The organism is Sphingomonas sp. IC-11 (genome assembly GCF_021043365.1).
Lineage (GTDB): Bacteria > Pseudomonadota > Alphaproteobacteria > Sphingomonadales > Sphingomonadaceae > Sphingomonas.
In genome coordinates this window covers 39,455-64,137 of record NZ_JAJNDU010000004.1, presented here as the reverse complement: position 1 = coordinate 64,137, position 24,683 = coordinate 39,455, and the positions used below count along the sequence as shown (strand labels likewise).

At 61.6% G+C, this 24,683-nt stretch carries 25 protein-coding genes, 1 tRNA gene and 1 pseudogene; 12 read left to right on the top strand and 15 right to left on the bottom strand.

Annotation, left to right across the window (positions count from 1 at the left end; all coding sequences use genetic code 11):
• Positions 1 to 12 precede the first annotated feature (12 nt).
• Genes coaBC through LQ954_RS12610 form a run of 4 tightly spaced genes read right to left on the bottom strand, consistent with a single transcriptional unit; the run spans position 13 to position 4,658 of the window.
• Positions 13 to 1,248, bottom strand: a complete 1,236-nt coding sequence (coaBC, locus tag LQ954_RS12625) for a bifunctional phosphopantothenoylcysteine decarboxylase/phosphopantothenate--cysteine ligase CoaBC (RefSeq protein ID WP_231023449.1) — start codon at positions 1,246 to 1,248, stop codon at positions 13 to 15.
• Positions 1,245 to 2,354, bottom strand: a complete 1,110-nt coding sequence (locus LQ954_RS12620; protein ID WP_231023448.1) for a hypothetical protein — start codon at positions 2,352 to 2,354, stop codon at positions 1,245 to 1,247. Before LQ954_RS12620 ends, coaBC begins: the two co-directional genes overlap by 4 nt.
• 2 nt (positions 2,355 to 2,356) lie before the next feature.
• A complete protein-coding gene (ubiB, locus tag LQ954_RS12615) occupies positions 2,357 to 3,892 on the bottom strand; it encodes a 2-polyprenylphenol 6-hydroxylase (protein WP_231023447.1) in 1,536 nt (511 codons plus the stop codon).
• A 34-nt stretch (positions 3,893 to 3,926) separates the two neighbouring features.
• On the bottom strand, positions 3,927 to 4,658 hold the full coding sequence (locus LQ954_RS12610; RefSeq protein WP_231023446.1) for a class I SAM-dependent methyltransferase: 732 nt from the start codon (positions 4,656 to 4,658) through the stop codon (positions 3,927 to 3,929).
• 108 nt (positions 4,659 to 4,766) lie between these two features.
• Here LQ954_RS12610 and mutM point away from each other — a divergent pair, with 108 nt between their 5' ends.
• A complete protein-coding gene (mutM, locus tag LQ954_RS12605) occupies positions 4,767 to 5,582 on the top strand; it encodes a bifunctional DNA-formamidopyrimidine glycosylase/DNA-(apurinic or apyrimidinic site) lyase (RefSeq protein ID WP_231023445.1) in 816 nt (271 codons plus the stop codon).
• Positions 5,583 to 5,681: 99 nt separating this feature from the next.
• Positions 5,682 to 5,945, top strand: coding sequence for a 30S ribosomal protein S20 (rpsT, locus tag LQ954_RS12600; protein WP_227772589.1), 264 nt, complete (start codon positions 5,682 to 5,684; stop codon positions 5,943 to 5,945).
• Positions 5,946 to 6,072: 127 nt separating this feature from the next.
• Here the strand turns inward: rpsT and LQ954_RS12595 are convergent, their stop codons facing one another.
• Both LQ954_RS12595 and LQ954_RS12590 read right to left on the bottom strand, forming a co-directional pair.
• Entirely contained in the window at positions 6,073 to 6,930 is an 858-nt protein-coding gene (locus LQ954_RS12595; protein WP_227772588.1) for an SDR family oxidoreductase, read from the bottom strand.
• A 182-nt stretch (positions 6,931 to 7,112) separates the two neighbouring features.
• Positions 7,113 to 7,856, bottom strand: coding sequence for a MauE/DoxX family redox-associated membrane protein (locus LQ954_RS12590; protein WP_231023444.1), 744 nt, complete (start codon positions 7,854 to 7,856; stop codon positions 7,113 to 7,115).
• A gap of 81 nt (positions 7,857 to 7,937) precedes the next feature.
• Between LQ954_RS12590 and LQ954_RS12585 the strand changes: the two genes are divergently transcribed.
• From LQ954_RS12585 to LQ954_RS12570, 4 genes are all read left to right on the top strand, one after another.
• Positions 7,938 to 8,336, top strand: coding sequence for a MerR family transcriptional regulator (locus LQ954_RS12585; protein ID WP_227772586.1), 399 nt, complete (start codon positions 7,938 to 7,940; stop codon positions 8,334 to 8,336).
• A gap of 123 nt (positions 8,337 to 8,459) precedes the next feature.
• Complete coding sequence (locus LQ954_RS12580) at positions 8,460 to 9,158, top strand: DUF2490 domain-containing protein (RefSeq protein WP_231023442.1); 699 nt, start codon at positions 8,460 to 8,462, stop codon at positions 9,156 to 9,158.
• Positions 9,159 to 9,832: 674 nt separating this feature from the next.
• Complete coding sequence (locus LQ954_RS12575) at positions 9,833 to 10,228, top strand: hypothetical protein (RefSeq protein ID WP_231023441.1); 396 nt, start codon at positions 9,833 to 9,835, stop codon at positions 10,226 to 10,228.
• 1,096 nt (positions 10,229 to 11,324) lie between these two features.
• Positions 11,325 to 12,587 (top strand): DUF2806 domain-containing protein, encoded by a 1,263-nt coding sequence (locus tag LQ954_RS12570; protein WP_231023440.1) that lies wholly within the window; start codon positions 11,325 to 11,327, stop codon positions 12,585 to 12,587.
• 231 nt (positions 12,588 to 12,818) lie between these two features.
• Here the strand turns inward: LQ954_RS12570 and LQ954_RS16330 are convergent.
• From LQ954_RS16330 to LQ954_RS12560, 3 genes and pseudogenes are all read right to left on the bottom strand, one after another.
• Positions 12,819 to 13,052: pseudogene (locus LQ954_RS16330) on the bottom strand (DUF3644 domain-containing protein); the annotation flags it as partial.
• Between the two features lie 72 nt (positions 13,053 to 13,124).
• Positions 13,125 to 14,027, bottom strand: coding sequence for a hypothetical protein (locus LQ954_RS12565; protein WP_231023439.1), 903 nt, complete (start codon positions 14,025 to 14,027; stop codon positions 13,125 to 13,127).
• Between the two features lie 368 nt (positions 14,028 to 14,395).
• The gene (locus tag LQ954_RS12560) at positions 14,396 to 15,520 is read right to left on the bottom strand and encodes an EpsG family protein (RefSeq protein WP_231023438.1); all 1,125 of its coding nucleotides are present in this window, start codon (positions 15,518 to 15,520) and stop codon (positions 14,396 to 14,398) included.
• A 1,033-nt stretch (positions 15,521 to 16,553) separates the two neighbouring features.
• Here LQ954_RS12560 and LQ954_RS12555 point away from each other — a divergent pair.
• Genes LQ954_RS12555 through LQ954_RS12545 form a run of 3 tightly spaced genes read left to right on the top strand, consistent with a single transcriptional unit; the run spans position 16,554 to position 18,102 of the window.
• Positions 16,554 to 16,808: a hypothetical protein gene (locus LQ954_RS12555; protein ID WP_231023437.1), complete on the top strand. Its 255-nt coding sequence runs from the start codon at positions 16,554 to 16,556 to the stop codon at positions 16,806 to 16,808.
• Positions 16,805 to 17,053 carry a hypothetical protein gene (locus LQ954_RS12550; protein WP_231023436.1) on the top strand — a complete coding sequence of 83 codons (249 nt, stop codon included), beginning with the start codon at positions 16,805 to 16,807 and terminating at the stop codon, positions 17,051 to 17,053. Before LQ954_RS12555 ends, LQ954_RS12550 begins: the two co-directional genes overlap by 4 nt.
• Positions 17,050 to 18,102 (top strand): tyrosine-type recombinase/integrase, encoded by a 1,053-nt coding sequence (locus tag LQ954_RS12545; protein WP_231023435.1) that lies wholly within the window; start codon positions 17,050 to 17,052, stop codon positions 18,100 to 18,102. The genes LQ954_RS12550 and LQ954_RS12545 overlap by 4 nt, the downstream gene beginning before the upstream one ends.
• On the opposite strand, the gene LQ954_RS12540 is transcribed toward LQ954_RS12545, so the two are convergent.
• The 6 genes from LQ954_RS12540 to LQ954_RS12520 all read right to left on the bottom strand — a co-directional run bounded on the left by LQ954_RS12540 (position 18,099) and on the right by LQ954_RS12520 (position 21,888).
• Positions 18,099 to 18,515 carry a hypothetical protein gene (locus tag LQ954_RS12540; RefSeq protein ID WP_231023434.1) on the bottom strand — a complete coding sequence of 139 codons (417 nt, stop codon included), beginning with the start codon at positions 18,513 to 18,515 and terminating at the stop codon, positions 18,099 to 18,101. The two genes, LQ954_RS12545 and LQ954_RS12540, sit on opposite strands and share 4 nt — an antisense overlap.
• Positions 18,508 to 18,690, bottom strand: coding sequence for a helix-turn-helix domain-containing protein (locus LQ954_RS16325; protein ID WP_443026634.1), 183 nt, complete (start codon positions 18,688 to 18,690; stop codon positions 18,508 to 18,510). The genes LQ954_RS12540 and LQ954_RS16325 overlap by 8 nt, the downstream gene beginning before the upstream one ends.
• 223 nt (positions 18,691 to 18,913) lie before the next feature.
• Entirely contained in the window at positions 18,914 to 19,327 is a 414-nt protein-coding gene (locus LQ954_RS12535) for a hypothetical protein (protein WP_231023433.1), read from the bottom strand.
• Between the two features lie 200 nt (positions 19,328 to 19,527).
• Positions 19,528 to 19,603 (bottom strand) — tRNA-Glu (locus tag LQ954_RS12530).
• Positions 19,604 to 19,670: 67 nt separating this feature from the next.
• Positions 19,671 to 21,044, bottom strand: coding sequence for a class II 3-deoxy-7-phosphoheptulonate synthase (locus LQ954_RS12525; RefSeq protein WP_231023432.1), 1,374 nt, complete (start codon positions 21,042 to 21,044; stop codon positions 19,671 to 19,673).
• A 64-nt stretch (positions 21,045 to 21,108) separates the two neighbouring features.
• Positions 21,109 to 21,888 (bottom strand): SDR family oxidoreductase, encoded by a 780-nt coding sequence (locus LQ954_RS12520; RefSeq protein WP_231023431.1) that lies wholly within the window; start codon positions 21,886 to 21,888, stop codon positions 21,109 to 21,111.
• Between the two features lie 135 nt (positions 21,889 to 22,023).
• Between LQ954_RS12520 and LQ954_RS12515 the strand changes: the two genes are divergently transcribed.
• The 3 genes from LQ954_RS12515 (at position 22,024) to LQ954_RS12505 (ending at position 24,630) form a co-directional block, all read left to right on the top strand.
• Positions 22,024 to 22,491 carry a Fur family transcriptional regulator gene (locus LQ954_RS12515; protein WP_231023429.1) on the top strand — a complete coding sequence of 156 codons (468 nt, stop codon included), beginning with the start codon at positions 22,024 to 22,026 and terminating at the stop codon, positions 22,489 to 22,491.
• Between the two features lie 70 nt (positions 22,492 to 22,561).
• Entirely contained in the window at positions 22,562 to 24,484 is a 1,923-nt protein-coding gene (gene dxs, locus LQ954_RS12510) for a 1-deoxy-D-xylulose-5-phosphate synthase (RefSeq protein ID WP_227772572.1), read from the top strand.
• Positions 24,481 to 24,630 (top strand): hypothetical protein, encoded by a 150-nt coding sequence (locus tag LQ954_RS12505; RefSeq protein ID WP_227772571.1) that lies wholly within the window; start codon positions 24,481 to 24,483, stop codon positions 24,628 to 24,630. The genes dxs and LQ954_RS12505 overlap by 4 nt, the downstream gene beginning before the upstream one ends.
• Positions 24,631 to 24,683 lie beyond the last annotated feature (53 nt).

The window sequence follows — 24,683 nt, the reverse complement described above, 5'->3', positions numbered from 1 at the left end:
GCCGGATATGCTTCAGCCCGGTTGCACAGGGTCCTGCAGCGCCGCAGCGATCCGATCCGCGAGCCGCCTGGCGACATTTGCCTTTGGCATATGTTCCCAGGTCTCGACGCCGCCGGCGGACACCAGATGAACGGTATTCGTGTCGCCGCCCATCACGTCGCCGGACACGTCATTCGCGATGATCCAGTCCGCGCCCTTGCGGGCAAGCTTGTCCCGGGCGTGAGTAACGACATGCTCGGTCTCGGCCGCGAAGCCGACCAGAAGCCGCGGCCGATTGGGGGAGTGACCCAACGTCGCGAGGATGTCGGGATTTTCGACGAGTTGAAGGGAGGGGATGCCCCCAGCTGCCTTTTTCAGCTTCTGCTCGGCGGCACCCTCGGCTCTCCAATCAGCAACTGCGGCCACCATGATCGCCGCGTCAGCCGGCAACGCCCGATCTACCGCAGCGGCCATCTCCCGCGCGGTTTCGACGTCGATCCGCGTTACGCCAGCCGGGGTGGCGAGCGCGACCGGCCCGGCGACCAGCGACACGCGGGCACCGAGAGACGCAAGCGCTTCCGCGATTGCGAATCCCTGCTTTCCCGAGGAGCGATTGGCGATGTACCGGACCGGATCGATGGGTTCATGCGTCGGCCCCGCGGTGACCAGAATATGCTTGTCGACAAGCGGACGATGCCCGGTGCCAAGAGCCTGCGGCGCCGAGCCTCCCGGTCCGTTCGCCAGGAGCAATTCAATGCGTGTTATAATGGCGGTAGGCTCGGGCAAGCGCCCCGGGCCGAACTCGCCGCAGGCCATAGCGCCTTCGTCCGGCTCCATCACGGTGATGCCATCCGCACGCAGCTGACTCACGTTGCGCTGGGTCGCGGGATGCAGCCACATGCGTACGTTCATCGCGGGCGCGGCCAGCACGGGTTTGTCAGTCGCCAATAGCAATGTGGTCGCAAGATCATTTGCCAAACCTGCTGCCATGCGCGCCAGCAGGTCTGCGGTTGCCGGCGCGACAACGATCAGATCGGCCTGTCGGCTGAGCTGGATGTGGCCCATTTCGGCCTCATCCTTCAGGTCCCAAAGCGTGGTGTGTACTTCCTCTTCGGACAGGGCGGCCAGCGTCATGGCAGTCACGAAGTGGCTGCCGCCCTCCGTCAGGACGCAGCGGACGCCGTGCCCTGCCTTGCGCAAGAGGCGCACGATTTCGCATGCTTTATATGCGGCGATGCCACCGCCGACGATCAGAAGAACCCGGCTCATGCCGCCGTTCTTGTCACGGTGATGCGCCGTCTGTCGAGCGCGGCCCGGGAAAGATCGCGCAGTGCGTCGGGGAGGAACACCATCCCGACCGGCACGATGGGAGCGATCAGGAAAGCACAGTGGACCTTGTCCGAGGCCCCCAGGAACGACATCAGCAGCAATTGAGCGGCGATGGTCGCGAGTGCCCGTGTGGCGAGCGGGTCTCGCCACGCGGACCAGCCTGCGATGGAGAGCGTCACGACAAGGGCGCCGATCGCCGCCGGGATCAACGACCAAGCCGTGGCGGCGACGATGGCATGAATCGCAAAGCCGAAGCCCGCCGCACCGGCCCATGCCGGCGAAGGCTGGTCCAACGGCCCGACGATCCCGGCAACTGCCTGTGCATGGAAGGCGACAATGACCGCGAAGATGACCAGCACGGCCGCCCAGCCAGTTGCCTCCCGTCGCTGCCCCTCCAGCAGGGCAAGGATCATCATGATGATCGCGTATAGTGCGGCCGTTTCCCGGATCAGCGCCGCTGAAAGCCCAAGCGCGGCGGCGGTGACCCAGTGGCCCGGCCTCCGAGAGACCAGAGAAAGGGCGATGATCAGCCCCGCCCAAAGATCATGCGTGGCCACCAGTTGGCCGAGGATCGCGCTTGCCACTCCGGTAGCAGCGAGCAGAACCGCGACGATGCGGACGCGCCGAGCCGGCAGCGCCGCCCGAAGCCTGTTCCACCAGCCAAACAGCGTCAGCACGGCAAGCACGTAGAGGATCAGGGCAGATGTGACCTGGCCCAGGTGTGCCTGAGCGACGGACAGGGTCGGCAGGCGAATGGCGAAGAACGGGTGCATGGGCGCGCCGGCGGAGCGAAGCGCCTGCGCCGCGGCGGAATAATAGTCGGCGCCGTGACGAATGTCTTCGACGATCCCGTCGTACAGGATTTCAGTGGGCTGATCCGCTGAGCCAGCACTCACCGCTGCCGACCCGGGGTTGCCCGGGGAGGCAAGCGACACGAGTAACAGCAGCGCCAGAAGGGCAAGCAGCCAGCGGGCATGGAGGCGTGAACGCCCGGCATAACGCGACGGTGTCGCCAGCCAGAGCGGCCGGGCGGCAGCTCTAGTCATGGTCAGGCAATCATCGCCCACGTTGCCCCAACGCCAGCCGCGGCGCTGGCCAACGCGATGGCGAGATATCGCCAGCCGCCACCGATCCGCACCACTTCAATCTCGCGAAGCGGTGGGGCAGGGGGCGCGCCGCCCGGGGGAGGGAATCGCGCCTCGATACGGCGGACGAGTTCGGGAAGGCGATACAGCGTCTTCACGTCAGCCACGATCCGGTCCGCGACGGCCGCCTCCGGGCCCAGCTCCGTCCGAATCCATTCCTCGACGAACGGTCCCGCGGTGTCCCAGAGGTTGATGTCGGGATCAAGCGCCGTCGCCACGCCTTCGACCATCACCATGGTTTTCTGCAGCAGCAGAAGGTGTGGCTGCGTGACCATGTCGAAATCGCGAGTGATCGAGAACAGTCCGTCCAGCATCATGCCGATGGACATTTCCTTCACGGGCAGCCCACGCATGGGTTCGCCAACCGCACGCAAAGCGGTGGCGAACTCGCGCACGTCATGATGCGCCGGGACGTATTCCGCCTCGAAGTGGATCTCCGCGACGCGGCGGTAATTTCCGGTGATCAGGCCGTAGAGGATCTCTGCCAGCCAGATGCGCGCCCTGCGGTCGATGCGACCCATAATGCCGAAATCGACCGCCGCGATGCGGTTACCGGGCAGGGCAAACAAATTGCCTTGGTGAAGATCGGCATGGAAAAAGCCTTCCGCGATCGCTTGCCGCAGAAAGGCATGGACCAGCGTTTGTGCAAGGCGCGGAAGATCGTAGCCAGCCTCCACCAATGCGGCCCGGTTCGACAGCTTGATGCCGTCGATCCATTCCAGGGTGAGCACCTTCCCCGAGGTGCGCGGCCAATCGATTTCCGGAACGTGGAAGTTCGGCTCTGCCGCCATCCCTTCGGCCAACTCGCTAGCCGAGGCGGCTTCGCGCCGCAGGTCCAGTTCTCGGGCCGTCCATCGCTTGAAGGTGGCGATAACCAGACGGGGCTGAAGACGGGCGATCTCGCCGCCCATCGGTTCAATCTGGGCGGCGGCCCATTCATAGGTGTCGATGGCGCGTTCGAAGTCCGCTTCGACGCCGGGGCGAAGCACCTTCACGGCAACGGGCCGACCGTCGATCGTTACCGCGCGGTGAACCTGCGCGATTGAGGCGGCGCCCACCGGGGTTTCATCGAAGCTGGCAAACATAGCCTCGATAGGCCGGCCAAGGCTTTCCTCGATCTGCGGCCGGATCACGTCAAAAGGCAGCGGCGGCAGCGCATCCTGAAGCCGCAGCAAATCCACGGCCGCTTCATCCCCGACGATGTCGGGACGGGTGGCCAGCGTTTGGCCGAACTTGACCGCCGCGGGGCCGATGGCCTCGAACGCATCGGCATAGCGCGGCTGCTCCGGAACGCGCGCGCCCAGCCGTGCCAGACGCAGAAGGCGCCGCAGCCGGGGCGGGGTTTTCGCGTCGCGCTCCAGCCCCCGCAGGGCGCCATGGCGTGCCAGGGTCCGACCCCATTTGAGGAGTCGCCACGTGTGAACGACGGCGTGCGTCATTCTCCGCTGCCCCGTGAGGGGCGGCTGGCGTCGATCATATCTTCCAGCCCGAGTGGATCGCGACCAGCCCACCGAGTAGCGGCTCGACCTTCGTCTGCACAAACCCGGCATCCCGGATCATGCCTTCGAACGTTGGCATGTCGGGGAAGCGACGGATCGACTCGATCAGGTACCGATAGCTGTCCGCGTCATGCGCGAGCAATTGGCCAAGCTTCGGCACCAGGCGATGCGAATAGGCATCGTACACTTCCTTGAAGCCGGGCCAGGTGGTGGTGGAGAACTCCAGGCAGAAGAAGCGACCGCCGCGGCGCAGCACCCGATGCGCTTCGCGAAGCGCGGCGGGAATGTCCGTCACGTTCCGGATGCCGAAGGCGATCGTATATGCGTCAAAGAAACGATCGGGGAAGGTCAGCACCTCAGCGTTGGCCTCTGTCCAAACGAGGCCATCAATGCCGCGCTCCTGCGCGCGCTTCATGCCCACCTCGAGCATGGCCGGATTGATGTCCGCCACAGTGACCGACGCGCCTTCGCGCTGCAGGCGGAACGCGATGTCGCCCGTGCCCCCCGCCATGTCGAGGATCTGTTCTCCGGCGCGCGGCTTTACCCGGCGCACGAAGCGATCCTTCCAAAGCCGGTGCATTCCACCGGACATGGCATCGTTCATCAGATCATAGCGGGACGCGACATTGGTGAAGACGCCGCCGACGCGGGCGGTCTTCTCCGATGCGGGGATATCCTCGTAGCCGAAGGAGACGGTTTCGCTCATGTTCGCGGCTCTAGCGGCGGGGCGCGGGCGGGGCTAGGCCTTCTGATCGCCCCGGGGCCCTTTGCGGCGGCACTTCGACAAGCAGTGGTACCACGCTAAAGGCGGTGTATGCCCGAGCTACCAGAAGTCGAGACCACCGTCCGTGGCTTGCGCCCCGTGCTGGAAGGTGCCCGTCTCACGAATGTCGAGCTGCGACGCGGCGATCTGCGGCGGCCATTCCCGGCCGACCTGCGGCAGACCATGACCGGCGCCCTCGTCACGGCGCTTGGCCGCCGGGCGAAATACGGTCTCATCCATACCGATCGCGATCAAACCATGATCTTTCACCTGGGAATGTCCGGCCGGTGGCGAGTCGATCCGGGGGAGTTGCTGCCGCACGACCATCTCGTGATCGATACCGATACGGATCGAAGGGTCGCGCTGAACGATCCACGGCGTTTCGGTTCGGTCGACCTTTGGCCAACCGCCGAACTGGAGAGCTTCCCCGCCTTTGCTGCCCTGGGCCCGGAGCCACTTGGCGCGGAGCTGAGCGCGGCGTGGCTCAAGAAGGCGCTGGCCGGACGCAAGGCATCGATCAAGGTGATGCTGCTTGACCAGCGGATCGTGGCGGGACTCGGCAACATCTACGTCTGTGAGGCGCTCTACCTGGCGCGAATCTCTCCAAAGCGAGCCGCTGGCAGCATCAGCCTTGTGCGGCTGGAACGCTTGGTCGAGGCGATACGGGGGGTTCTGCTCTCGGCGATCGAGGCGGGCGGTTCGACGCTGCGCGATTACGCCCGTCCAGATGGCGAGCTTGGCTATTTTTCGAAGCAATTTGCGGTATATGGCCGCGAAGGACAGCCATGCGGATGTGGCGGTGTGGTGCAGCGCTATGCCGAAGGCGGGCGATCCACGTTCTGGTGCCCGACATGCCAGCGTAGTTGACCGGAAGCGGGAATGCCTCTAAAGGGCGCGGCTTCCAGGGCGATGGGTGTTCCCGCCGCCCTTTTTTCATCGACCGACTTTTAGAAGCAAGGACCGTCAATGGCGAACACGCCGCAAGCGAAGAAGCGCATCCGCCGCAACCAGCGCCGGGCCGAAATCAATGGTGCGCGCGTCAGCCGCATCCGCACCTTCGTGAAGAAGGTTGAGGCAGCGCTCGCAGCGGGTGACAAGACGGCGGCTTCGGCCGCTCTCGAAGCGGTCCAGCCGGAGCTGGCGCGCGGCGTTGCGCGTGGCGTTCTCCACCGCAACACTGCCAGCCGCAAGTTCTCGCGCCTGACCAAGCGCTTGTCGGCGCTGGCCTAATCAGGCCTAACCGGCCCGAGGGGTCGGCAATGCACGTGACGAAAGACCGGACGGCAACTGCCGCCCGGTTTTTTGTCATGTCCGCGGCAGGCGCGCCAGGGGTTGCGTTCGCCGCGGAAGTGTCCGGCTACAGGAACGCTCTTCCGCCAGTGACCGGAATGGTTGCGCCAGTGATGTAGCTCGCCTCGTCACTGGCGAGCATGACATATGGGGGCGCCAGCTCCGCCGGCTGCGCCGCGCGGCCGATCGGCGTGTCGCTGCCGAAGGACTTCACCTTTTCTGGCGGCATGGTTGAGGGGATCAGCGGCGTCCACACGGGACCGGGCGCAACCGCATTTACCCTGATCTTCCGCTTGGCCAGCATCTTTCCGAGGCCGGCGGTAAAGTTATAGATCGCACCCTTGGTGGTGGCATAGGCGAGCAACTGCTCGCTGGGATCTTCGGCATTAATGGACGTCGTGTTGATGATCGAGCTGCCTTCCTGCATGTGCGGTAGGGCCGCTTTCACCAAATAGAACATGGCGTGGATGTTGGTGGCGAAGGTGAGCTCCCATTCCTCGTCACTAATGTCCTCCACGTTTGCGAACGTGGCCTGATGGGCGGCGTTGTTGACCAGGATGTCGATCCTGCCGAACGCCGATGCTGTTTCCTCGACGATCTTTCGGGCATGTGCGGGATCGCTGATGTCGCCAGGCAGCAGCAGGGCGCGACGGCCGGCGTCTTCCACCAATCGCTTGGTCTCCTGCGCGTCATCATGCTCATTGAGATAGCTGATCGCGACGTCGGCGCCTTCGCGCGCGTAAGCGATCGCTACCGCACGCCCGATGCCGCTGTCGGCACCGGTGATCAGGGCCCTGCGATCAAGCAGCCGGCCGTGCCCGGTGTAGCTGCGCTCGCCATGATCCGGCCGGGGATCCATCGCCTCCGTTTTGCCTGGCATCGGCTGCTGCTGTTCTGGCTGCGGCGGTTCTGGACGGTAGGTCATGATGCTCCTCGGGGGTTGCTCGTTCTCACAAGTCCCCGACGCGTCTGACGTTCCGCCCTTCGTGGCGCTTCTGCACTGTTCTCGCGGCAGCCTTAACCAGGATTAGCGCGAAAGCCGCGGCGTGCGTGTGTCGTCAACCGCGGCCGCGCCGCATTTGCTTCATGAAGGGGGAGGGCGGCCGCTCACCTCACCAGCATCCAGATTGCCATGCCGACCATGAAGAGGTTTTCCGTCAGCGAAACGAAGCCGAGCGGCACGCTGCTCGATCCGCCGACGCAGGCGCACTTCAGGGTGCGGCGATCGATATAGACGGCCTTGAATACTGACACCGCGCCGATACCGCCGAGAAACAGGGCAAGCGGCACGGAAATCCATTCGGCGACCCCTGCGGTCATCAACACCCCTGCCAGGGCTTCGCCGAACGGGTAGATATAGGCGTAAGGCACCCAACGACGTGCGAGCAGATCGTAGTTCAGGAACATGGTGGAGAATCGTTCCACGTCCTGCAGCTTCAGCAGCGCCAGCACGCACATTGAGAGGCTGATGAACCACATGGCGGCATGCTCCGTCAGCGGCGTGCCGAACGCCGCCGTGCTCGCTGCTAGCGCCATCAGCGCTGTCATGGCGAATACCGCGACCACCGGCCGGTAGCTCGTCTCACCCGGCGTGGCGATGTGCTTGCCCAGGAAGCGTGCGAGATCGTCGTTTCCGCCGATCCTCTTCCCGTCGATGAAGGTCTGAGGAGTGGTGGCAACGCCATGTTCCGCCTTGAAGGCGTCGGTTTCCGCGCGTGTGCGCAAGGGGCGATCATCAACCCGGTATCCGTGACGCTGCAGTCGCCATTTCGATTTCAGTCCCGACGGACAGAGATGGTCGGGCAAGACCATGCGGTACAGGATGGCGGTTTTGCCCTTGCCGCTGTTCATTGAAGCACCTCCTGTCGGCGATCGGTTGCCGGCGCGTTGATGGCTGCCTTATAGCGTCCGTACCATGGTACGGAGTCAAGTATGACGGCGCTGACGATTGCGGGCCTGGCGCAGGCGGGCGGCGTGGGCGTCGAAACGGTTCGCTATTATCATCGGCGTGGCCTGCTCGCTCAGCCCGATCGCCCCGCACGCGGGGTGCGCCGCTACGACGTCGACGATGTGCGTCGCCTCCAGTTCATTCGCGCAGCACAGTCCGCCGGCTTCTCGCTTGAGCAGATCGGCGAGCTTCTTGAGCTCGACTCATCCCATGATCGCGAGCGGGCCCGGGCATTGGCGCGTGCGAGGATCGAGGAACTCGAACAGCGGATTTCGAGCCTGCAAGCAGCAAGGGACTGGCTGAGCGATCTGGAGCGTGATTGTGCAGACAACGCGACTGGACCGTGCCCGATCCTGAAAGCGTTCAACGAACGCGCGGCTTGATCAGCGCATGCGTGGTGCCATTAGCTTTCATGACCTGCCGCCTCGCTTTGAATGATTGCAGCGGTCGGGCAAATAGCGCACCGCCAACAGGCATTTACAGCATCGTCAGCGCTACGGACCGGCATGAACAAGATATATTCTTCTGCGGCCGCTCCAGTCGCGATTGCTTGTGCCGCCATGGCCATGCTCGGCGCGGGCGCTGCGTCGGCCCGTGTGAAGCAGGATCGGCAGCTTTGGATCAACTTTTCCGCGCAGGGGAAACTCGGCGGCGGTAAGCTGTGGACCGCCGAACTGCACCCGCGGATCGGCAAAAACCTGTCCGCGCCAACCGCGCTGCTCGGGCGAGTGGCCATCGGATTTGCCGCCAGCAAGCGCGTGACGCTGCACCAAGGTCTGGTGTATCAGGAGATATTCGATGGACAGCCTCGGCGCGAGAATCGCCCTTATCAGCAGGTTGATCTGGACATCGCGTCTGGCGATTGGGGTGCATTGACCGGGCGCCTTCGACTGGAGCAGCGCTGGTTTTCGACGGGCAGCGACATGGGGCTGCGCTTCCGAGAGCAGATACGGTTTGAAAGACCGTTGAGCGATGCTGAGAGGTCCCCCACAGGCGTCCTAGCGGCGGAAGCGTTCGTCAACGTGCTGAACACAGACTATGGAGCGCGACGCGGTTTCGAAGCTGCGCGCCTGTTCGCGGGAGTGCGTCTCCCGCTGGCCGAACAGGCAGTTGAGGCCGGCTATCAGGCGCAGATCAGCGCACCGCCCAGGAGCGACAGCCGAGTCGATCACATTCTGTTGCTGACGTTCCGGCTGAGGCCCTGAGTTCGCGGGTGCTCTTGAGACGTCATGCGCCGCGAGAGAGGCGTCGCCGACGCGGGTATAAGTGCACCTTGTTTGCCCAGAGCGCGATCAGCGAAGGCGATGCCTGGCTCGCCACGGTGGCGTAGCTAACATCTGAGGGGTACGGGCGGCGTTCTTGACCTCGTCGGCTCGTTCACTCGCCTCGAAGTCGAGCAAGCTTTTCCCCTGCGCCTCAGCGCGGGCAACGGCTACCGACATACCGCCGTCCGACTTCGACTTGATGATCGTTGATCGCTCGAAGTCGCAGCCATTCAGGCAACTAACTGCCCCGGCTGCAACCCTGCAGCAGTGGCGGCGCTGGTGACCCCTACGGGACTCGAACCCGTGTTTTCGCCGTGGACCAGAAAAATGTTGTGATCTCAACGGTATTTGCCGCCTTGGCAGATGGTTCGTGTCCGTTACAGATCAATGGGTTACAGCCGCGGGGGTAAAAACCAGCCGCTCCCGATCTGGCTTCGGGCAAGCTGCGAACTCAATCGTTGCGTATGTCAGAGCTACGCCAGGACGGTTTCCTTGCTCCCAAGCGGACATTCCGCTTACGCCCACTTGCGGACATACGCCATTCCTGATCCAAGTCGCCGATGCTTCGTCTCCAAGCTGCGTTGGCGACCGTCCTCCTTCTTGCGGGTTGTTACATGGGCGATCCGGCGGTGCATGTTGCCTATCAAAAGGACTTTCGCGGGAGCATCGATTACAACTGCATAGAAGCGGCGCTGCGGGCTGTTGCGCCGGAAGTGCAACGGAGAACTTACGAAGCTGATGGGAATGGCCCGAGAGGCTTTTCAAGCGGAAGCGTGGTTACACAGTTCGGATACGCCGACCCGTCAGGGCGCGGGTATTACTCGCTTGATGTTGCTGCGCAGCAGGACGGTGTAAATCATTACTGGCATGAATGGGGTAAGATCGGAACGGAAGTATCTGCGGAGGAGCAGCGCCGAATACTCCCATTGCTCATGCGGGCTAATCAATCTGTTGAGCAACGATGCGGCTTGTCATTCGCCGGAGCGATGCCACTGATTGGCGACGGCTAGGTCCGCTTTCCTCCCATCTTTGTCATCTGCGCTCGCGTTGGTGGCACCCAAAAGCGGACTGGCAGCAATCGCCCACTAGCGGACATGCGACTACACTGGCACGATGACGGTGATAAGTCCTTCAACCTATCGGAGGGACCGAAAACAAAACCTGTAAGGTCGCAAATTCGAGGAAGTCAGGTGGTCTTTGGAGTTTTAACGACAATCCTGTTTGCGCTGCCAGTAATGGTCGCGGGGCCAGAAGTGTCGTTGAAGCGACTTTCTTCGGCTTCACGCGCTTGTGGTTATAATGAAGCAGGCCTTACGGCAGGGCTGTTCAACGGGCGGCGCGTGGTGATGCTATCGGAAAATCGGGCGAAACCGGGGGCACGTAGCTGCGCGTTGGAATGGATAAACAGCCATCCGGCATTACAACTGGAAATTATTTCTAGCTGACCACGCACCCAACAATCAGTCGTTGGCATAATCCTGCAACGTCCGCTTACCTCCAGTTCCCGCCGCTCATGAACGCCGCTTCCGATCCCGAAAGCCGCCATTCTGCTCATGCCAAATAGCGGACATCGGCGGATCGTGTAGGCTGCCCTGATGAGCAACAGTCGGAACCACGACGCACTCTTCTCCCCTCCACCGCGCCTTCTTAGAACTGGCATCAAGTCTCACGGCAATCGGCGCGGAAACTCGAGAGTTCCAGTTCCCTGCGGACGGCAACCCATTTTGTCGAATAACTCAGCACTGTCTTTCCGCAAAGGACGAAGGCGCATCATATCGCGTTCCAAAAGCTGGCACTGGTTATCCCATCGAATGCTGGCGCCCACTGCTGAAATGCTCAATGGTACTATCGACAAAAGAGCGGTTGCAATAAGAAAGGCAGATAAGATCAAAGATAACCTTGTCCACCTTTCCCGAAGGTCGCCAAACATAAACGCTAATACGCCCCAGAACATTGTAACGGAGAGCACCGTCCCGGAGGCGAAAAGTGCCCAAGGAGTTGCAAATCTCTGGAGCGGCGTACTTGCCCAAACGATAGTTGCGGTTGCCAGGAGACATGGCACTCCGAGAGTGCGTAGCTTGGCTGCCACCGTATCGGGCTGGTCCATTGTCCACGCGCCTAAAGCAATTGTCCTGTTCTTCCCCATTTGATCCACGCTTTGATCCAGTCGGCCTCTGCCCGTTCTTTGCCGCGTACATTAGCTTTCTGGAGGTTGCCAGCGGCCTGATTGAACCATGTTATCTTGACCAGCCAACATCGCCGTGCCTTCATAGCAAAATGACTGTTCAAGAAGGCGCTCCTCTACCTGTACCGGCTGATACTGGTGATCCTACTAACCCCTTCAGGGTAATTGATGAGCTTCCTTCTCCGAATTGGCGCCGCACCCTGACCAAGGCGGCTCTGCAGCTTATCGCCGGGACGGAGACAACCGCCTTTTATGATGAGCTAAAAGCTGACGACGCACAAAGGCGTGCAGTGGTATCTGGTGCGCTCGCCGCGGCTGCTTCCAAGCAAGCGATGGTGGATCCCGATCTCGCGGAGCGATCCAAGGGGCGGTTCCTTACCTGGTTGCTCCAGAAGCAGGAGAACCTCGAAGCGGTGATCACGAGCGCAGCTACCCACGCACCCGCTTTGCCCGCACCAGGGGGGATCGCGGATTCGGCCGGGGTTTCGGATGAGCCCTCGGAGCAGGCGAACACTGCGGACGAACGGCCAGTTGAGCCGCTCGATCCAGATTGGGTGGCTTCTTTCACTCCCTTGGCTGAGAGCGCAACTTCGGAAGATCTGCGTGACAGGCTGGGGCGGATCTTAGCGGGCGAGCTTGCGTCTCCAGGCACTTACGCCCGATCGACGGTGCGCCAGATAGTAGAACTCGAGAAGGAAGATCTTGAGCGGCTACAACGCGTGATGCCTCTTATCCTAGGAAATACGATTTTCAGAGATGGGGAGAGGGAGCCGGACTATAGCGAGCTGGCCGCGTTAGCCGATGCAGGTCTCATTGTAGACCCAACGATGACAACATCGCGAACTTGGCAAAATGCTGGTTCGGGTGGAAGCATGTGCCTTCTGTCGGGCGAGAAGTGGGGCATAATTTTCGACATGAAGGAAGGCCAGGTCCTCAGCTTACCGGTGACAACTCTAACGCGAACGGGGGTCGCTGTGGCCCAACTTCTTGGGCCGAACAACGAACAGGAGGTTCTAAGGCGTATCGCTGCTCGTGTCGCGCCCTCGTCCTACAATAAGGTCCTGATGGGCTTGTCGGGGCCTGGGGGGCTTCAAGCAGGATACTATCAGATTTTGCCTGAACCGGTGGTTGTTACTAGCCCTTTCAGTGTCAGGTCGAGTTTTGGTCCGCCGACCCTCGGGTAAGTAGGGAGGGGTGGCTGATTTAGCGGGGAATATGTTCACCCCCTGCCTCTGCAGTGCGATTGCTCCCACTCCTGCACTTTGCCGAGTTTTCCCGAGGGAACGCGGGTTTGAAACGCTGAATATCGCGCAGGTAATTAGCTAATTGCGATACCAGCGCGATACCAGTTCATCAGGGCCCGCGATCTGGCATTGATCAGCGAAAACAGGTCGGACACGTTTGCAGTATGTCCGCTAAGATCCCTCCCGCCATTGCTGCGCCGCCATCACGTAGTTGCGGACAGAAGCGAGGGCGACTTCCGTTAGCGCCTTCCTCAAAGCAACGTCCTCGACGACGAAGTGAGTGGCATTGTCACGGATGCCCACGAGGGCCTCGATAATCGCTATGCGGCTCTGGTCGACACTGTGCTGCGGAAAACCTGCCACGAGGTTGTACGCGCGCCCTAACCCGATCGTCAGCGGCGTTCCTGATCGGTTACCCTTATTTCATTCAGCGCGCTGGCTTGCCCATCTTACCGGCGCCAACATCGTGGTTTCGGCTTAACTACGCTCGTTGTTTTGCTTCCGCGGCGACGTGCCCCGAATGGCTCGCCTGATCGTAAGCGTGCCTGCAAGATTTGCCGAAGAAAGACCATTCGTCAGGTCGTTCCCGAGAAGAGTTCCTACCTCTACGCCGCTGCGACCCTCCACGACGAGGCCATAGCTCGCTTTTTCGATCCACCCGGTTCCAATCTCACCAAAGCTGCGCGTGGCCAACATCGCCGCGTACGCAGGCAGAGGCTCCGGCCAACGATCACGGTTTTCATAATAGATTGCCTGAAAGCTGAACCCGATTACGCCTTCGAGGCGAATTCCAATGCCGCAGTACTCAGCCTGTAGCACCGCGGCGGCAACTGCCTTGGCGCGGCGCAAACTGATCCCAACGGTCTGCCGCACGACGCAGTATTGCCAGACCTCTCCGATGCCCTTATCGGCCTTAAAATCGGTACCGGTGTGTATCGAGGCGCGCCAGTTCGGAGGCACGTGCCAGCCGCTTTTACCGTCTTTGGAGCGCATCACGAGCCAACCAAAAAGAGGCTTTTCCAGATCTCTCCAAGAGATCAGGTCGAAAGTGGGACTGGTGCGGTTGACTACATGGCCGTTCCGAGGCGGGTCTCCGGAACGGCGAGCATTCGTCATGACCGTCGTCCCGAAGTTCCACGCACTCTCGCCGCTGCGAGCCGCGCCGGCGATCCCGCCGAGCACTATTCCCGCCGTTCGGAAGTGTTGCCCGTACACCTTGTCGTATGACAGTAGCAGCGGGTGTTCCCAGGGCGCCTCGAAGTAGACCAGTATGTCGGCTGACCTGAGATCAACAGAATCCAGTACGGCAAAGCCAGCGGACCCCTCTTGATCGGAGCCTATCAGGTAACATCCAGCCCGACCATTACCTTCCAGGCACATGCCTCGGATATCATATGAACCACTCGGACGAAGCAAGAAGCCGCGAAAGCCCGGCGCTGCTCGAACGATAGTTCTGCCGTTACCTCGGACCGCCCCGCCTCTGATCACTAACGCCGCGTTCGGGGGCCAAGCCACGCTCTTCGATAGCAAATATGTGGCGCCGGGACGGACGCGGATGGTCATGCCTGTGCTGGCGGCTTGCTGCCAAGCTTGAGTATCGTCGCTCTTGCCGTCCCCCACGGCACCAAACTGTTCTGGAGTAACGTCTCCGCTGCCGCGGGCTCCTGGGCTCGTCGGCAGGGTGGATGCCAAAGATGGAGCAGCGCCCCACGAGGCGGCGCCGCCAAGAAATGACCGGCGGCTAACGGTCACAGCTCGGCAGGATAGAAAATATAGGAGGTGACAGGCGCCCGGAAAGTGAATGGCGATCGTTCGACCCGCAAGTGAAGGTAGGCGACCGCTCCAACCGAAACGGCTGAGCCGATCAGCACTCGAATGATATTTGGTGTTCTAGCTGGAACCAAGGAGGAAAACAGAAGCAGGACTGCCAGCCCACGTAGCAAGTCCATGTAGAAATAGAGTCTAAGAGCTGCGAGGGGCACGGTCATCATCGGCAAGAATGCCAGATAGAATAGAGCAAAGGACAAGAGCACGTACTTGCCGAGACCTGATCGATCACGCGTTAGGATGGTGGCTGCTCCGAGCGCGAGACCAAGCGCGACGTCGAACAAAATCAGTGCTGTCGAAACCGCGCCGTCATCTTTGCTACCAAGGTCAGCGATTGAACTTCTTGACACAACGTAGCCGAGCCCGAGCGCGACCAATCCGAACGCAAGTGCTAAGGGTATTCGCGCGAACGCCGTCGACCTGCGTTGGTGAAGCGCCAAAACTGGTGCGTACAGGATGAAAACACCCAAAATAGCGGACTGATGCGTCGCCACTGCAATGATCGCGACCAGCCCACCAATCAGGTAGCGCCGGCGCAGCATGAAGGCAAAGCCGAGGAGGCTGAAACAAGCTGCCATTTCCTGCCGGACCAGTTGCGTAACCAATGTGAACGTCACAGCGATAAGGCAACACGCGATCAGAATGTGAGGGTTTACCGGCTGCTTGCTGGAAGCAAACGTAGATCGTCCGATAAGCCAAATGGCTGCGCCAATAGCGCCGTAGTCTGTGATAGTAACTACGCTTGCGAGGGCGGGTATGCTACCGGACGATAGGTGAAAAGTCGCATTGGCGATCGCGTAATAGACGGGTTCGTTTGGCTTGATCGTGATGTTTTCGATGCGAGAATTCAGGTAGTCGTAGAGCGCCATGTCTCTAAATAGAGCGTAGTGTTCAGTGTACCAAAGCCAGTCGCCTTCAACCACTTTGGCAACATTCATGACGCAAAACATGGCTGTGAAGGAAGCCAGGAGCATCAAATAAGTCCAAAGTGCGTTTCGTGCCTTCAGACTGGTGAAAACAGAAACCAAGAAGGCTGCGAAAACCATCTCAAATCAAGCCTTCTAGTTTACCTTGACCCGCTCGTTGGCCGCGCCCGCGGAGACCCCGAGTGCCATGTCAATGCAGGCGTTTTGCGCTGGCGTAAGCGACGGCGACCGCTCGGTCCGTAGCGCCCCGTCCCGGTGAAGCAGGACTTTAACCCAGCCACCAGGGACCTCGCATCTCTGCAACAGGGCGGCGGTTGATCTCCTGGTGTCTTCCGTCTCTCGCAGCTGAGCTGATGCACTCGCTGACCAAGTCAGGCTAAAAGCCATCCAAGCTATCTTCCGTGCCAACGGTTTTTTCAAACATTTCACCTCGGTCACGAGAGGTATCCGAATGCCGCCAAAGCCAGCAAAGCTAAGGCGCCCTTCACGGCGAAGCCTTTCCAATCGCTGCCTCCGTCAACGACGTCTTCGCAAGGGTCGGCGCCCCGGGGCCGATATCGAATACCTTGCCGCTCAAGGACTCCTCGCCACCACGTCAACTGATCTTCGTCTACGAACGCCGGAAGCAGCACTGCGACGAGGGGCACATAGATCCCGACAAGGATGATCATGAAATGCTCAGGGCGCATAGCTCTCAATCTGGCCGGTAGGGCTGCTGCAGGAACGCGGTTGAGACGTAGCGACATACCTCCCTTCAATCCAGCCTCCTTCGTGCCGTCGGCTCTGCGTCGTCAGGAGGCATGTTCCTGCCTCAGAGGTGCGACCGGGCTTACCGGCCGCGCGTAGCTTGAATTCGACTCAATCGATGTTTGCTCACAAAGGAGCCCCGCCTGGTGCACAGGTGCGGGGCGTTGCGGCTGGCCAGCCGCGCGTGACGGATCCTCGGTCCGTCGGTTGCCGTGTTGACGCACGGCACCCCCGCTCGGCCGACATGGGCATCCCCATGTCGCTCCGGCGGACGTGTCTCAGAAACCTTTAGGGTAGAACAGAGGCGGAACATTCCTTAAGCGGTGACGCTCGTTGAAGAGCCGATGACTGAAGGCAGGAGAACGAACGCCCGTGCTTTTGATGTCGAGCAACCCCCGCGCCCGCGATGGATGAAGCGACCGGCGGGCATTTCGGCGCGCCAGCAAGCGAGATTGCAGCTGATTTGGCGCGCGCGACCGCTCGTGCGCAGGATCTCGCCGGCCGGCGCGGTGACGAACAACTCGTGCTTCTGGCAGATTGTTATGCGGCGCTCACTTGGTTGCAGCAGGGCAACTGGATCGTCGAAATGATTAGTGGCGCCCGCATCATCACCCAGCAGCTACGGGGTCAACGGGCAGGGCAGGGGAGGTTAGCGGCGTGAACCTTGCGCGCCTCGAACGGCTACCGGATTGGCCGGCCCGCATGACGGCCGAGATCGCGGCCGCGTACATGGGGATCTCGAAGACGACCTTCCTTACGCGCTACGGATATGCCGGCGTGAAGGAGGGATCGAACACGCTGTGGGCAAAGATCCAGCTCGACAGCATGATTGCCAAACAGTTCTCGATCAAGCAGCCTCGCGCGGCCGCGGAGGATCGAGACACGTCATGGGACGACTTTCGTTGAAGAACGTCACCGAGCGAAAGGGTCTGCTCTATTTCCGTCGCAAGATCGCAGGCAAGGACACCTACATTCGTCTGCCGGCAATCGATGATCCCGACTTCCAAGCCGAGTACAAACGGCTGTCCGAGGACGGTGCCAAGCGGGAAGGGCCGGCTCCGGGCAGCATCGCTGCCCTGGTCGCCGCCTATAAGGCCAATCCCGAGTTCCATTCGCTGGAGCTGAGCACCCGCACCAATCAGATGCGCTACCTCGACATGATTTCGAAGGAGATCGGCGAGCGCGGCGTGAAGGGCATCCGGCCGATGCACATCTACACCATGCGCGATCGCATGACAGAGACGCCCGGCAAGGCGAACGCGTGGCTCAGTGTCTTACGCGCGCTGCTCGCCTACGCCACGCGCCTGGACATGCGCGCCGACAATCCCGCATCAGGCATTAAGCGCCTAGAGCTTGGCGAACACGAGCCATGGCCGGCCGACTTGCTACGCGTCGCGCTCGAAGAGGCCACACCCATGACGCGCCTCGCGATCGTGACCGGTCTGTGCTCCGGCCAGCGCGTCAGCGACTGTATCCGCATGCAATATGGTTGGATCGACGGCGGCATCATGGAGTTCGCCCAGAAGAGGACGGGCAAGGACGTCGCAATCCCGATGCACCCGTTCTGGCATGAGGAGCTAAAGAAGTTGCCGCGCCGCGCGACCACGCTGCTCTACGAGCGCAGCGGCGCGCCGTTCAAGACAACCGGCGCCATCCAGGCGCGCCTGCGCGATCTCATGGCGATCAAAGCGGTGCGCGAGGTGCACGCCGACCTGGTCGCGCGCGAAGTAATCGACGAGGACGCCACCTTCTCGTTCCACGGCCTGCGCAAGAACGCCTGCTGCTACCTGCTGGAGCTCGGGTTGAGCGACACCGAGGTCGGATCGATCCTCGGCATGTCGAGCGAGATGGTGCGGCACTACGGCAAGCGGGCGAGGGCTTTGACCATCGCTCGCGGAGCAGCCGACCGTATGGTTCGCGGCACAATATCACCGCTCAAACGATGTAGGTCTTAGATGCCCGGTGGTCTATCACTGCCCTTATAGTCAAAGGTCATCTCAGAACTAAACTCAGTCTGATCAACCGTGAACTTGGCGATGATCCGTACAGCGGCCTCGCCGAGTTTGATAGGGCGCAGCCTGGCGACCATCTGTACAAGCGTCCTTCCCTCACCTCCTTGGTCAGGGATTGTTGTGTTCAGCGGGGGCGGCTGTTTGTAATCGTCGGGTGCGTTCTCAACAACGATTGTACCCTTTACCTTGTGCTCACCAGGCGGAGCCCAGAACATAAGGGTGATGCTCTGGCGCACGGAATCGCTACCAAAAACATCGATACTTTGACCAGCTATGCCCATCAGGCTGGTTTTGCCACCGACTTCGTCGCGAACATCGTCCACGAACAAAATCATACCCTGTATCGCTTCACTCATCAGGGAATGCTCGTCCGAGAACATTGAGGTCTACATCGAGTGCGTCGGCAAGTTTCCGAAGAGTCAACAGGCGCGGCTCCTGCTCGCCAGACTCTAGCCGCGAGATTGCTGCCTGCGATGTTGACATGATCCGCGCTAACTCACCCTGAGACATCCCGCGTTGAAGACGCAGCATCGCCAGAGTCGGACGCTCTACGACAGTATGCTCGCGAGCGAACTCCTTCCGAGCTTCGATGAGATCCGGATCAGATCCGAGTTCCGCCAACAAATCGCTTAGGAGCCCAAATCCATCTGGAATCGGAGGATGTTGGAAGAAGTCAACGCGATAGACGGAGCTCGTATGCTCCTTTTCACACGAAACCGGGCCACGAGCCGGACGCGCGATCGTCCACTCGTAGCTAGTATCGTCCGAAACCAAAGCGTTGTACGGCATTTCTTATCCTATCCCACAGTTCGTGGTCATCTTCATAGTTTTGTGATCGATGCATGATCGCAACCAATCCCGCGCGACGTCCCGGTAGGTCACAGATGAAAAGCAGGCGCCATGCACGCACGTCCCAGAGCTTGGTGCGAACGCCATCAATCCGCTCATCTAGAAGAGAGCGAATCGCAGTGACGTCTTCGATTTGGTTGTCCTGCCAGCCCTCGGTTATGAACCGCTCGCAGTCCGCAGGATCACCGAGAAGTTGCTCAAGCAGTACAAAGATCCGGCCATAGGCATATCGGTCCTCCTGTTTGCAACGCTCAAGGTCATCTCGAACGCCCGCCTTGTCATACGTGAACTGGTATGCCCGCGGGGCGTATTGAGACATATACCATCCTTGGTATGCTTACAACACCATGTGCTAACGAAAGTTCAACAGAAAAGTACACTATGGCCGTGCCATGTAAATGCAACTGGACGCCAGATGCGCATCGCTCTCGGCGAACCAGCCAACCGGGGGCAAACTGCCCACAAAGAAAGGGGCAACCGGTCAGCGGCGCCTAAGCGCGAGTGGCGGAATTCTGCGGCTGGTGACCCCTACGGGACTCGAACCCGTGTTTTCGCCGTGAGAGGGCGACGTCCTAGACCGCTAGACGAAGGGGCCGTGCGAGCGGGAGCGGCGCCTCTACGGGTAACGCGGCGGGCCGTCAACCCGCCGCGTCGCCTTTTCTTCAAGCCGCCGCGCGGCGACGCTCCGCCATCTCTGCGTTCAGCATTTCTGCCAGCAGGAAGGCGAGTTCAAGGCTCTGGCTAGCGTTGAGGCGCGGGTCGCAATGAGTGTGGTAACGATCGGCCAAGCTCTGCTCGGTGACGTCGACAGCGCCGCCGGTGCATTCCGTGACGTTCTGGCCGGTCATTTCCGCATGAATTCCGCCGGCATGGGTTCCCTCTGCGCGGTGGATCGCGAAAAAGCCGCGAACCTCCGCCAGGATCCGATCGAACGGACGGGTCTTGTAGCCGTTTGCGGCCTTGACGACGTTGCCGTGCATCGGATCGCAGCTCCACACGACGGGATGGCCCTCGCGCGTTACCGCTCGCAGAAGGCGCGGGAACGAGCCCTCGATCTTGTCATATCCGTACCGCGTGATGAGCGTCACCCGCCCCGGAACGCGCCCCGGGTTGAGCGTATCCAGCAAGCGCAAGAGTACGTCCGGTTCCAGGCTGGGCCCGCATTTCACGCCGATCGGGTTGCCGATGCCACGAAGAAATTCGACGTGAGCCGACCCTTCGAAACGGGTCCGGTCACCGATCCACAAGAAGTGGGCCGATGTGTCGTACCAGTCGCCCGTCAGCGAGTCCTGCCGAGTCATCGCCTCTTCATAGGGCAAGAGCAGCGCTTCGTGGCTGGTATAGAAGCTCGTCTGCGCCAGCTGCGGCACCGTTTCCGGATCGATTCCGCACGCGGCCATGAACTCGAGCGCTTCACCGATCCGATCGGCGGTTTCCGCATATTTTTTTGCCCAGGGCGAGCGACCCATGAAGTCGTGCGTCCAGCGATGCACCTGAGCCAGGTTGGCGTAACCGCCTTGTGCGAAGGCGCGGAGCAGGTTCAGCGTAGCGGCCGACTGCGCATAGCCCTGCACCATGCGCTGCGGATCGGGCACGCGGGATTGCGGCGTGAAACCGATGTCGTTGACGTTATCGCCACGGTAGCTGGGCAGTTCCACGCCATCGATAACTTCAGTGGGAGCGGAACGTGGCTTGGCAAACTGGCCCGCCATCCGCCCAAGCTTCACCACAGGAAGTTTCGACGCAAAGGTAAGTACCACTGCCATCTGGAGGATGACGCGGAACGTGTCGCGAATGTTGTTCGGGTGGAACTCGGCAAAGCTTTCCGCGCAGTCGCCGCCCTGAAGCAGAAAAGCCTCACCTGCCGCGACACGTGCCAGCTCTGCCGTCAGGTTCCGGGCTTCGCCGGCGAACACTAGCGGCGGATGCGAGCGGAGCGTGTCTGTCGCTGCCTTTAGTGCGGCGACGTCGGGATAATCGGGGAGCTGACGCGCTTCATGCGCAGTCCAGCTGTCGGGGGCCCAGTTGGCGGCCATGGCAAAGTTCCTTTCGGCGCGCGGACATGCGGGAATTTGCCCCGCTGCGCAAACAAGCTGTGCTTTATAGCACTCCGGGGAAGGCGCCGCCATCGATCAGCAGGCTTTGTCCCGTGATGAACCCGGCTTGGGCCGAGCAGAGGAAGGCGCAGGCGGCGCCGAACTCCGCGGGATCGCCGAAGCGCCGCGCGGGGATGCGCTCGCGACCGCGTGCCTCCGCAGTCTCAATGTCGATCGACTGTGCCTTTGCGGCAAAGGCCATCACACCGCCAAGGCGTCGAGTCGCAAACAGGCCGGGAAGAAGGAAGTTTATCGTCACGTTGGCGCTGGCCACCTCGCGCGCCACGCCTGCGAGGAAGCCGTGCAGGCCGATCCGGGCGCCGCTGGAAAGATCGAGCCCGGCGGCAGGCGATTTGACCGAGCCCGAAGTGATGCAGACGATCCGGCCGAACCGCCGCTCCACCATGCTGTCGATGACCTGCTGAACCAAGCGGATCGGCGTGACCATGTTGGCATCAAGGCCGGCATGCAGCGCATCGCTGTCGAGATCCCTGAACCCTCGCGGAGGCGGACCGCCATTGTTGTTGACGAGGATGTCCGGCGTGCCCGCTGTTTGAATCAGCGCGGCCTGAACTCCGGGATCGCCGATGTTGCCGGCAACCGTTTCAACGATCGCGCCAGTTTCAGCCCGGATCGCGGCGCCCGCTTCGACCAGTGCCTGTTCGTCCCGGCCGTTCAGGACGACGCGGCAGCCGGCACGTGCAAGCTCTTCCGCGCAGGCCCTGCCCAATCCCTGGCTCGAGGCGCAGATGATGGCAGTCTTTCCGGCAAGGCCGAGATCCATGACAATTCCCTCCCGATCGTTTCAGTTGGCCTTATGCTAGTCGCGCGGGAGAACGAACCGCCATCTTTCGCGCGGCCTGCCGCCGTGGGGCCGGTCCGGCTTGCTGCAAGACGCTCGCGGACCTAAATCCAGATCATGCCACACGGTCACCACCATCACGAACCGCAAGGTGCGGATCTCGCGCAGGCTGCACAAGCGACGCTGGAACGCGCCGGCGAGCAATGGACCGCGATGCGGGCGAGCGTTTTCGGAGCACTAGCCGGCTTCGAGAAGCCGGCCAGCGCGTATGACATCGCCGATGCGGTGTCTAAGGCGGAAGGTCGGCGTGTTGCGGCGAATAGCGTCTACCGGATCCTCGATCTGTTCGTTGGTGCGAACCTCGCGCGAAAGGTGGAGAGCGCCAACGCTTATGTGGCGAATGCGCACCCTGACTGTCTGCACGATTGCATCTTCTTGGTATGCGATTCATGTGGGCAGACCACGCACCTTGACGATGATCGGCTGACCCGTGGCGTTCGCGATGCCGCATCCGCCGCCGGTTTCTCACCGGTGCGCCCTGTGATCGAGGTACGCGGGCGGTGCGGGGCCTGCAGTTCCGACTGACCCTTTTTGTTCGCTGGTGCCGAAGCGGTAGCATTCGACACAATCGACCCGCTGGAGTAAGCCTCGCAGAATGACCGATCTGCCCTCGACGCCGCTGCTCGACACCGTATCGACGCCGGCCGACCTGAGAAAGCTTGCTCCCGAGCAGCTTCGCCAACTCGCGGACGAGTTGCGCACTGAAACCATCAGCGCGGTTGGCACGACCGGCGGGCACCTTGGCTCGGGGCTTGGGGTAGTCGAACTCACAACGGCTATTCATTACGTGTTCGACACCCCCCGTGATCGGCTGATCTGGGATGTTGGCCACCAATGTTACCCGCATAAGATCCTGACCGGGCGCCGTGATCGGATCCGCACCCTTCGCCAGGGCGGTGGGCTCAGCGGCTTCACCAAGCGGTCGGAAAGCGAGTATGATCCGTTCGGTGCGGCCCATAGCTCTACGTCGATCTCGGCGGCGCTGGGCTTCGCGGTCGCGAACAAGCTTGCGGACCAGCCCGGCAAAGCGATTGCCGTGATCGGTGACGGGGCGATGTCGGCGGGCATGGCCTATGAGGCGATGAACAACGCCCAAGCTGCAGGCAATCGCTTGGTCGTAATTCTGAACGACAACGACATGTCGATTGCGCCACCGGTCGGTGGCCTGTCAGCCTATCTGTCGCGCATCGTTTCGAGCCGCGAGTTCCTGTCCGTTCGCGAGCTGATGAAGCGGGTCGCGCGCCGCTTGCCGCGCCCGATCCACAACGCCGCGCGAAAGACTGATGAGTTCGCCCGCGGCATGACGATGGGCGGGACGCTCTTCGAAGAGCTTGGCTTCTATTACGTGGGGCCGATCGACGGCCATAATCTGGAACATCTGATTCCAGTGCTCGAGAACGTGCGGGACGCTGAAGAGGGACCGATCCTCGTTCACGTCGTGACGAAGAAGGGCAAGGGCTACGCCCCGGCTGAAGCAGCTTCGGATAAGTATCACGGCGTGCAGAAGTTCGACGTGATTACAGGCGCGCAGGCAAAGGCACCGCCGGGGCCGCCGGCCTATCAGAACGTCTTTGGCGACGCGCTTGCTGACGAAGCCGATCGAGATGCGCGCGTTTGCGCGATTACCGCCGCCATGCCTTCCGGCACCGGCATCGATCGTTTCGCCAAGCGGCATCCGGACCGCGCATTTGACGTAGGTATCGCCGAACAGCATGCGGTTACCTTCGCGGCGGGCCTCGCCGCGCAGGGAATGCGCCCGTTCTGCGCGATCTATTCCACGTTCCTGCAACGCGCCTATGATCAGGTGGTGCACGACGTCGCGATCCAGAACCTGCCGGTACGGTTCGCGATTGACCGAGCCGGTCTGGTAGGCGCGGATGGCGCGACCCACGCGGGGTCGTTCGACATCACCTATCTCGCCAGCCTTCCCAATTTCGTTGTCATGGCTGCGGCTGACGAGGCGGAGCTCGTTCACATGACGCACACTTGCGTCGAGCACGACGCGGGGCCGATTGCCGTGCGTTACCCCCGCGGTAATGGCGTTGGCGTTCCGTTGCCTGGCACGCCGGAGAAGCTGGAGATCGGCAAGGGTCGGATCGTCCGTGAAGGCAAGACGGTGGCGATCCTTTCGCTGGGCACGCGGCTTGCCGAGGCGATGAAGGCAGCCGATCAACTCGACGCGAAGGGGCTGTCGACTACGGTGGCAGACTTGCGGTTTGCGAAGCCACTGGACGAAGCGCTTATCCGCAAGTTGCTGGCCAGCCATCAGGTGGCCGTGACGATCGAGGAGGGAGCCATCGGCGGATTGGGCGCCCACGTGCTGACCATGGCCTCCGACGAAGGTCTCATCGATGGTGGGCTGAAGCTTCGCACGCTTCGCTTGCCGGACGCGTTCCAGGATCAGGATACGCCCCAGGCTCAATATGCCGAAGCGGGTCTGGACGCAGACGGGATTGTCAGGACCGTTCTGAAGGCGCTGCGCTGGAACGAAGCTGAGGCAGTCGGCGCACGCGCGTGAGCGGCTGGACCAAGGTTTTTCTCGCGACCGGACTGATGGTGGTAGCGCTCGCCTGCTTCAACCTGGCCCTGTGGCGCAGGCTGAAGGAGGCCCGCCGCCTTGCAGACGTGCAAAACGATCAGGAGCAGGCGCCGCCACAACCCTGATGGCCGGCAGCACGGCGGCCGATCGAGGATGAACGGATCTTGGTTCGGCGGGG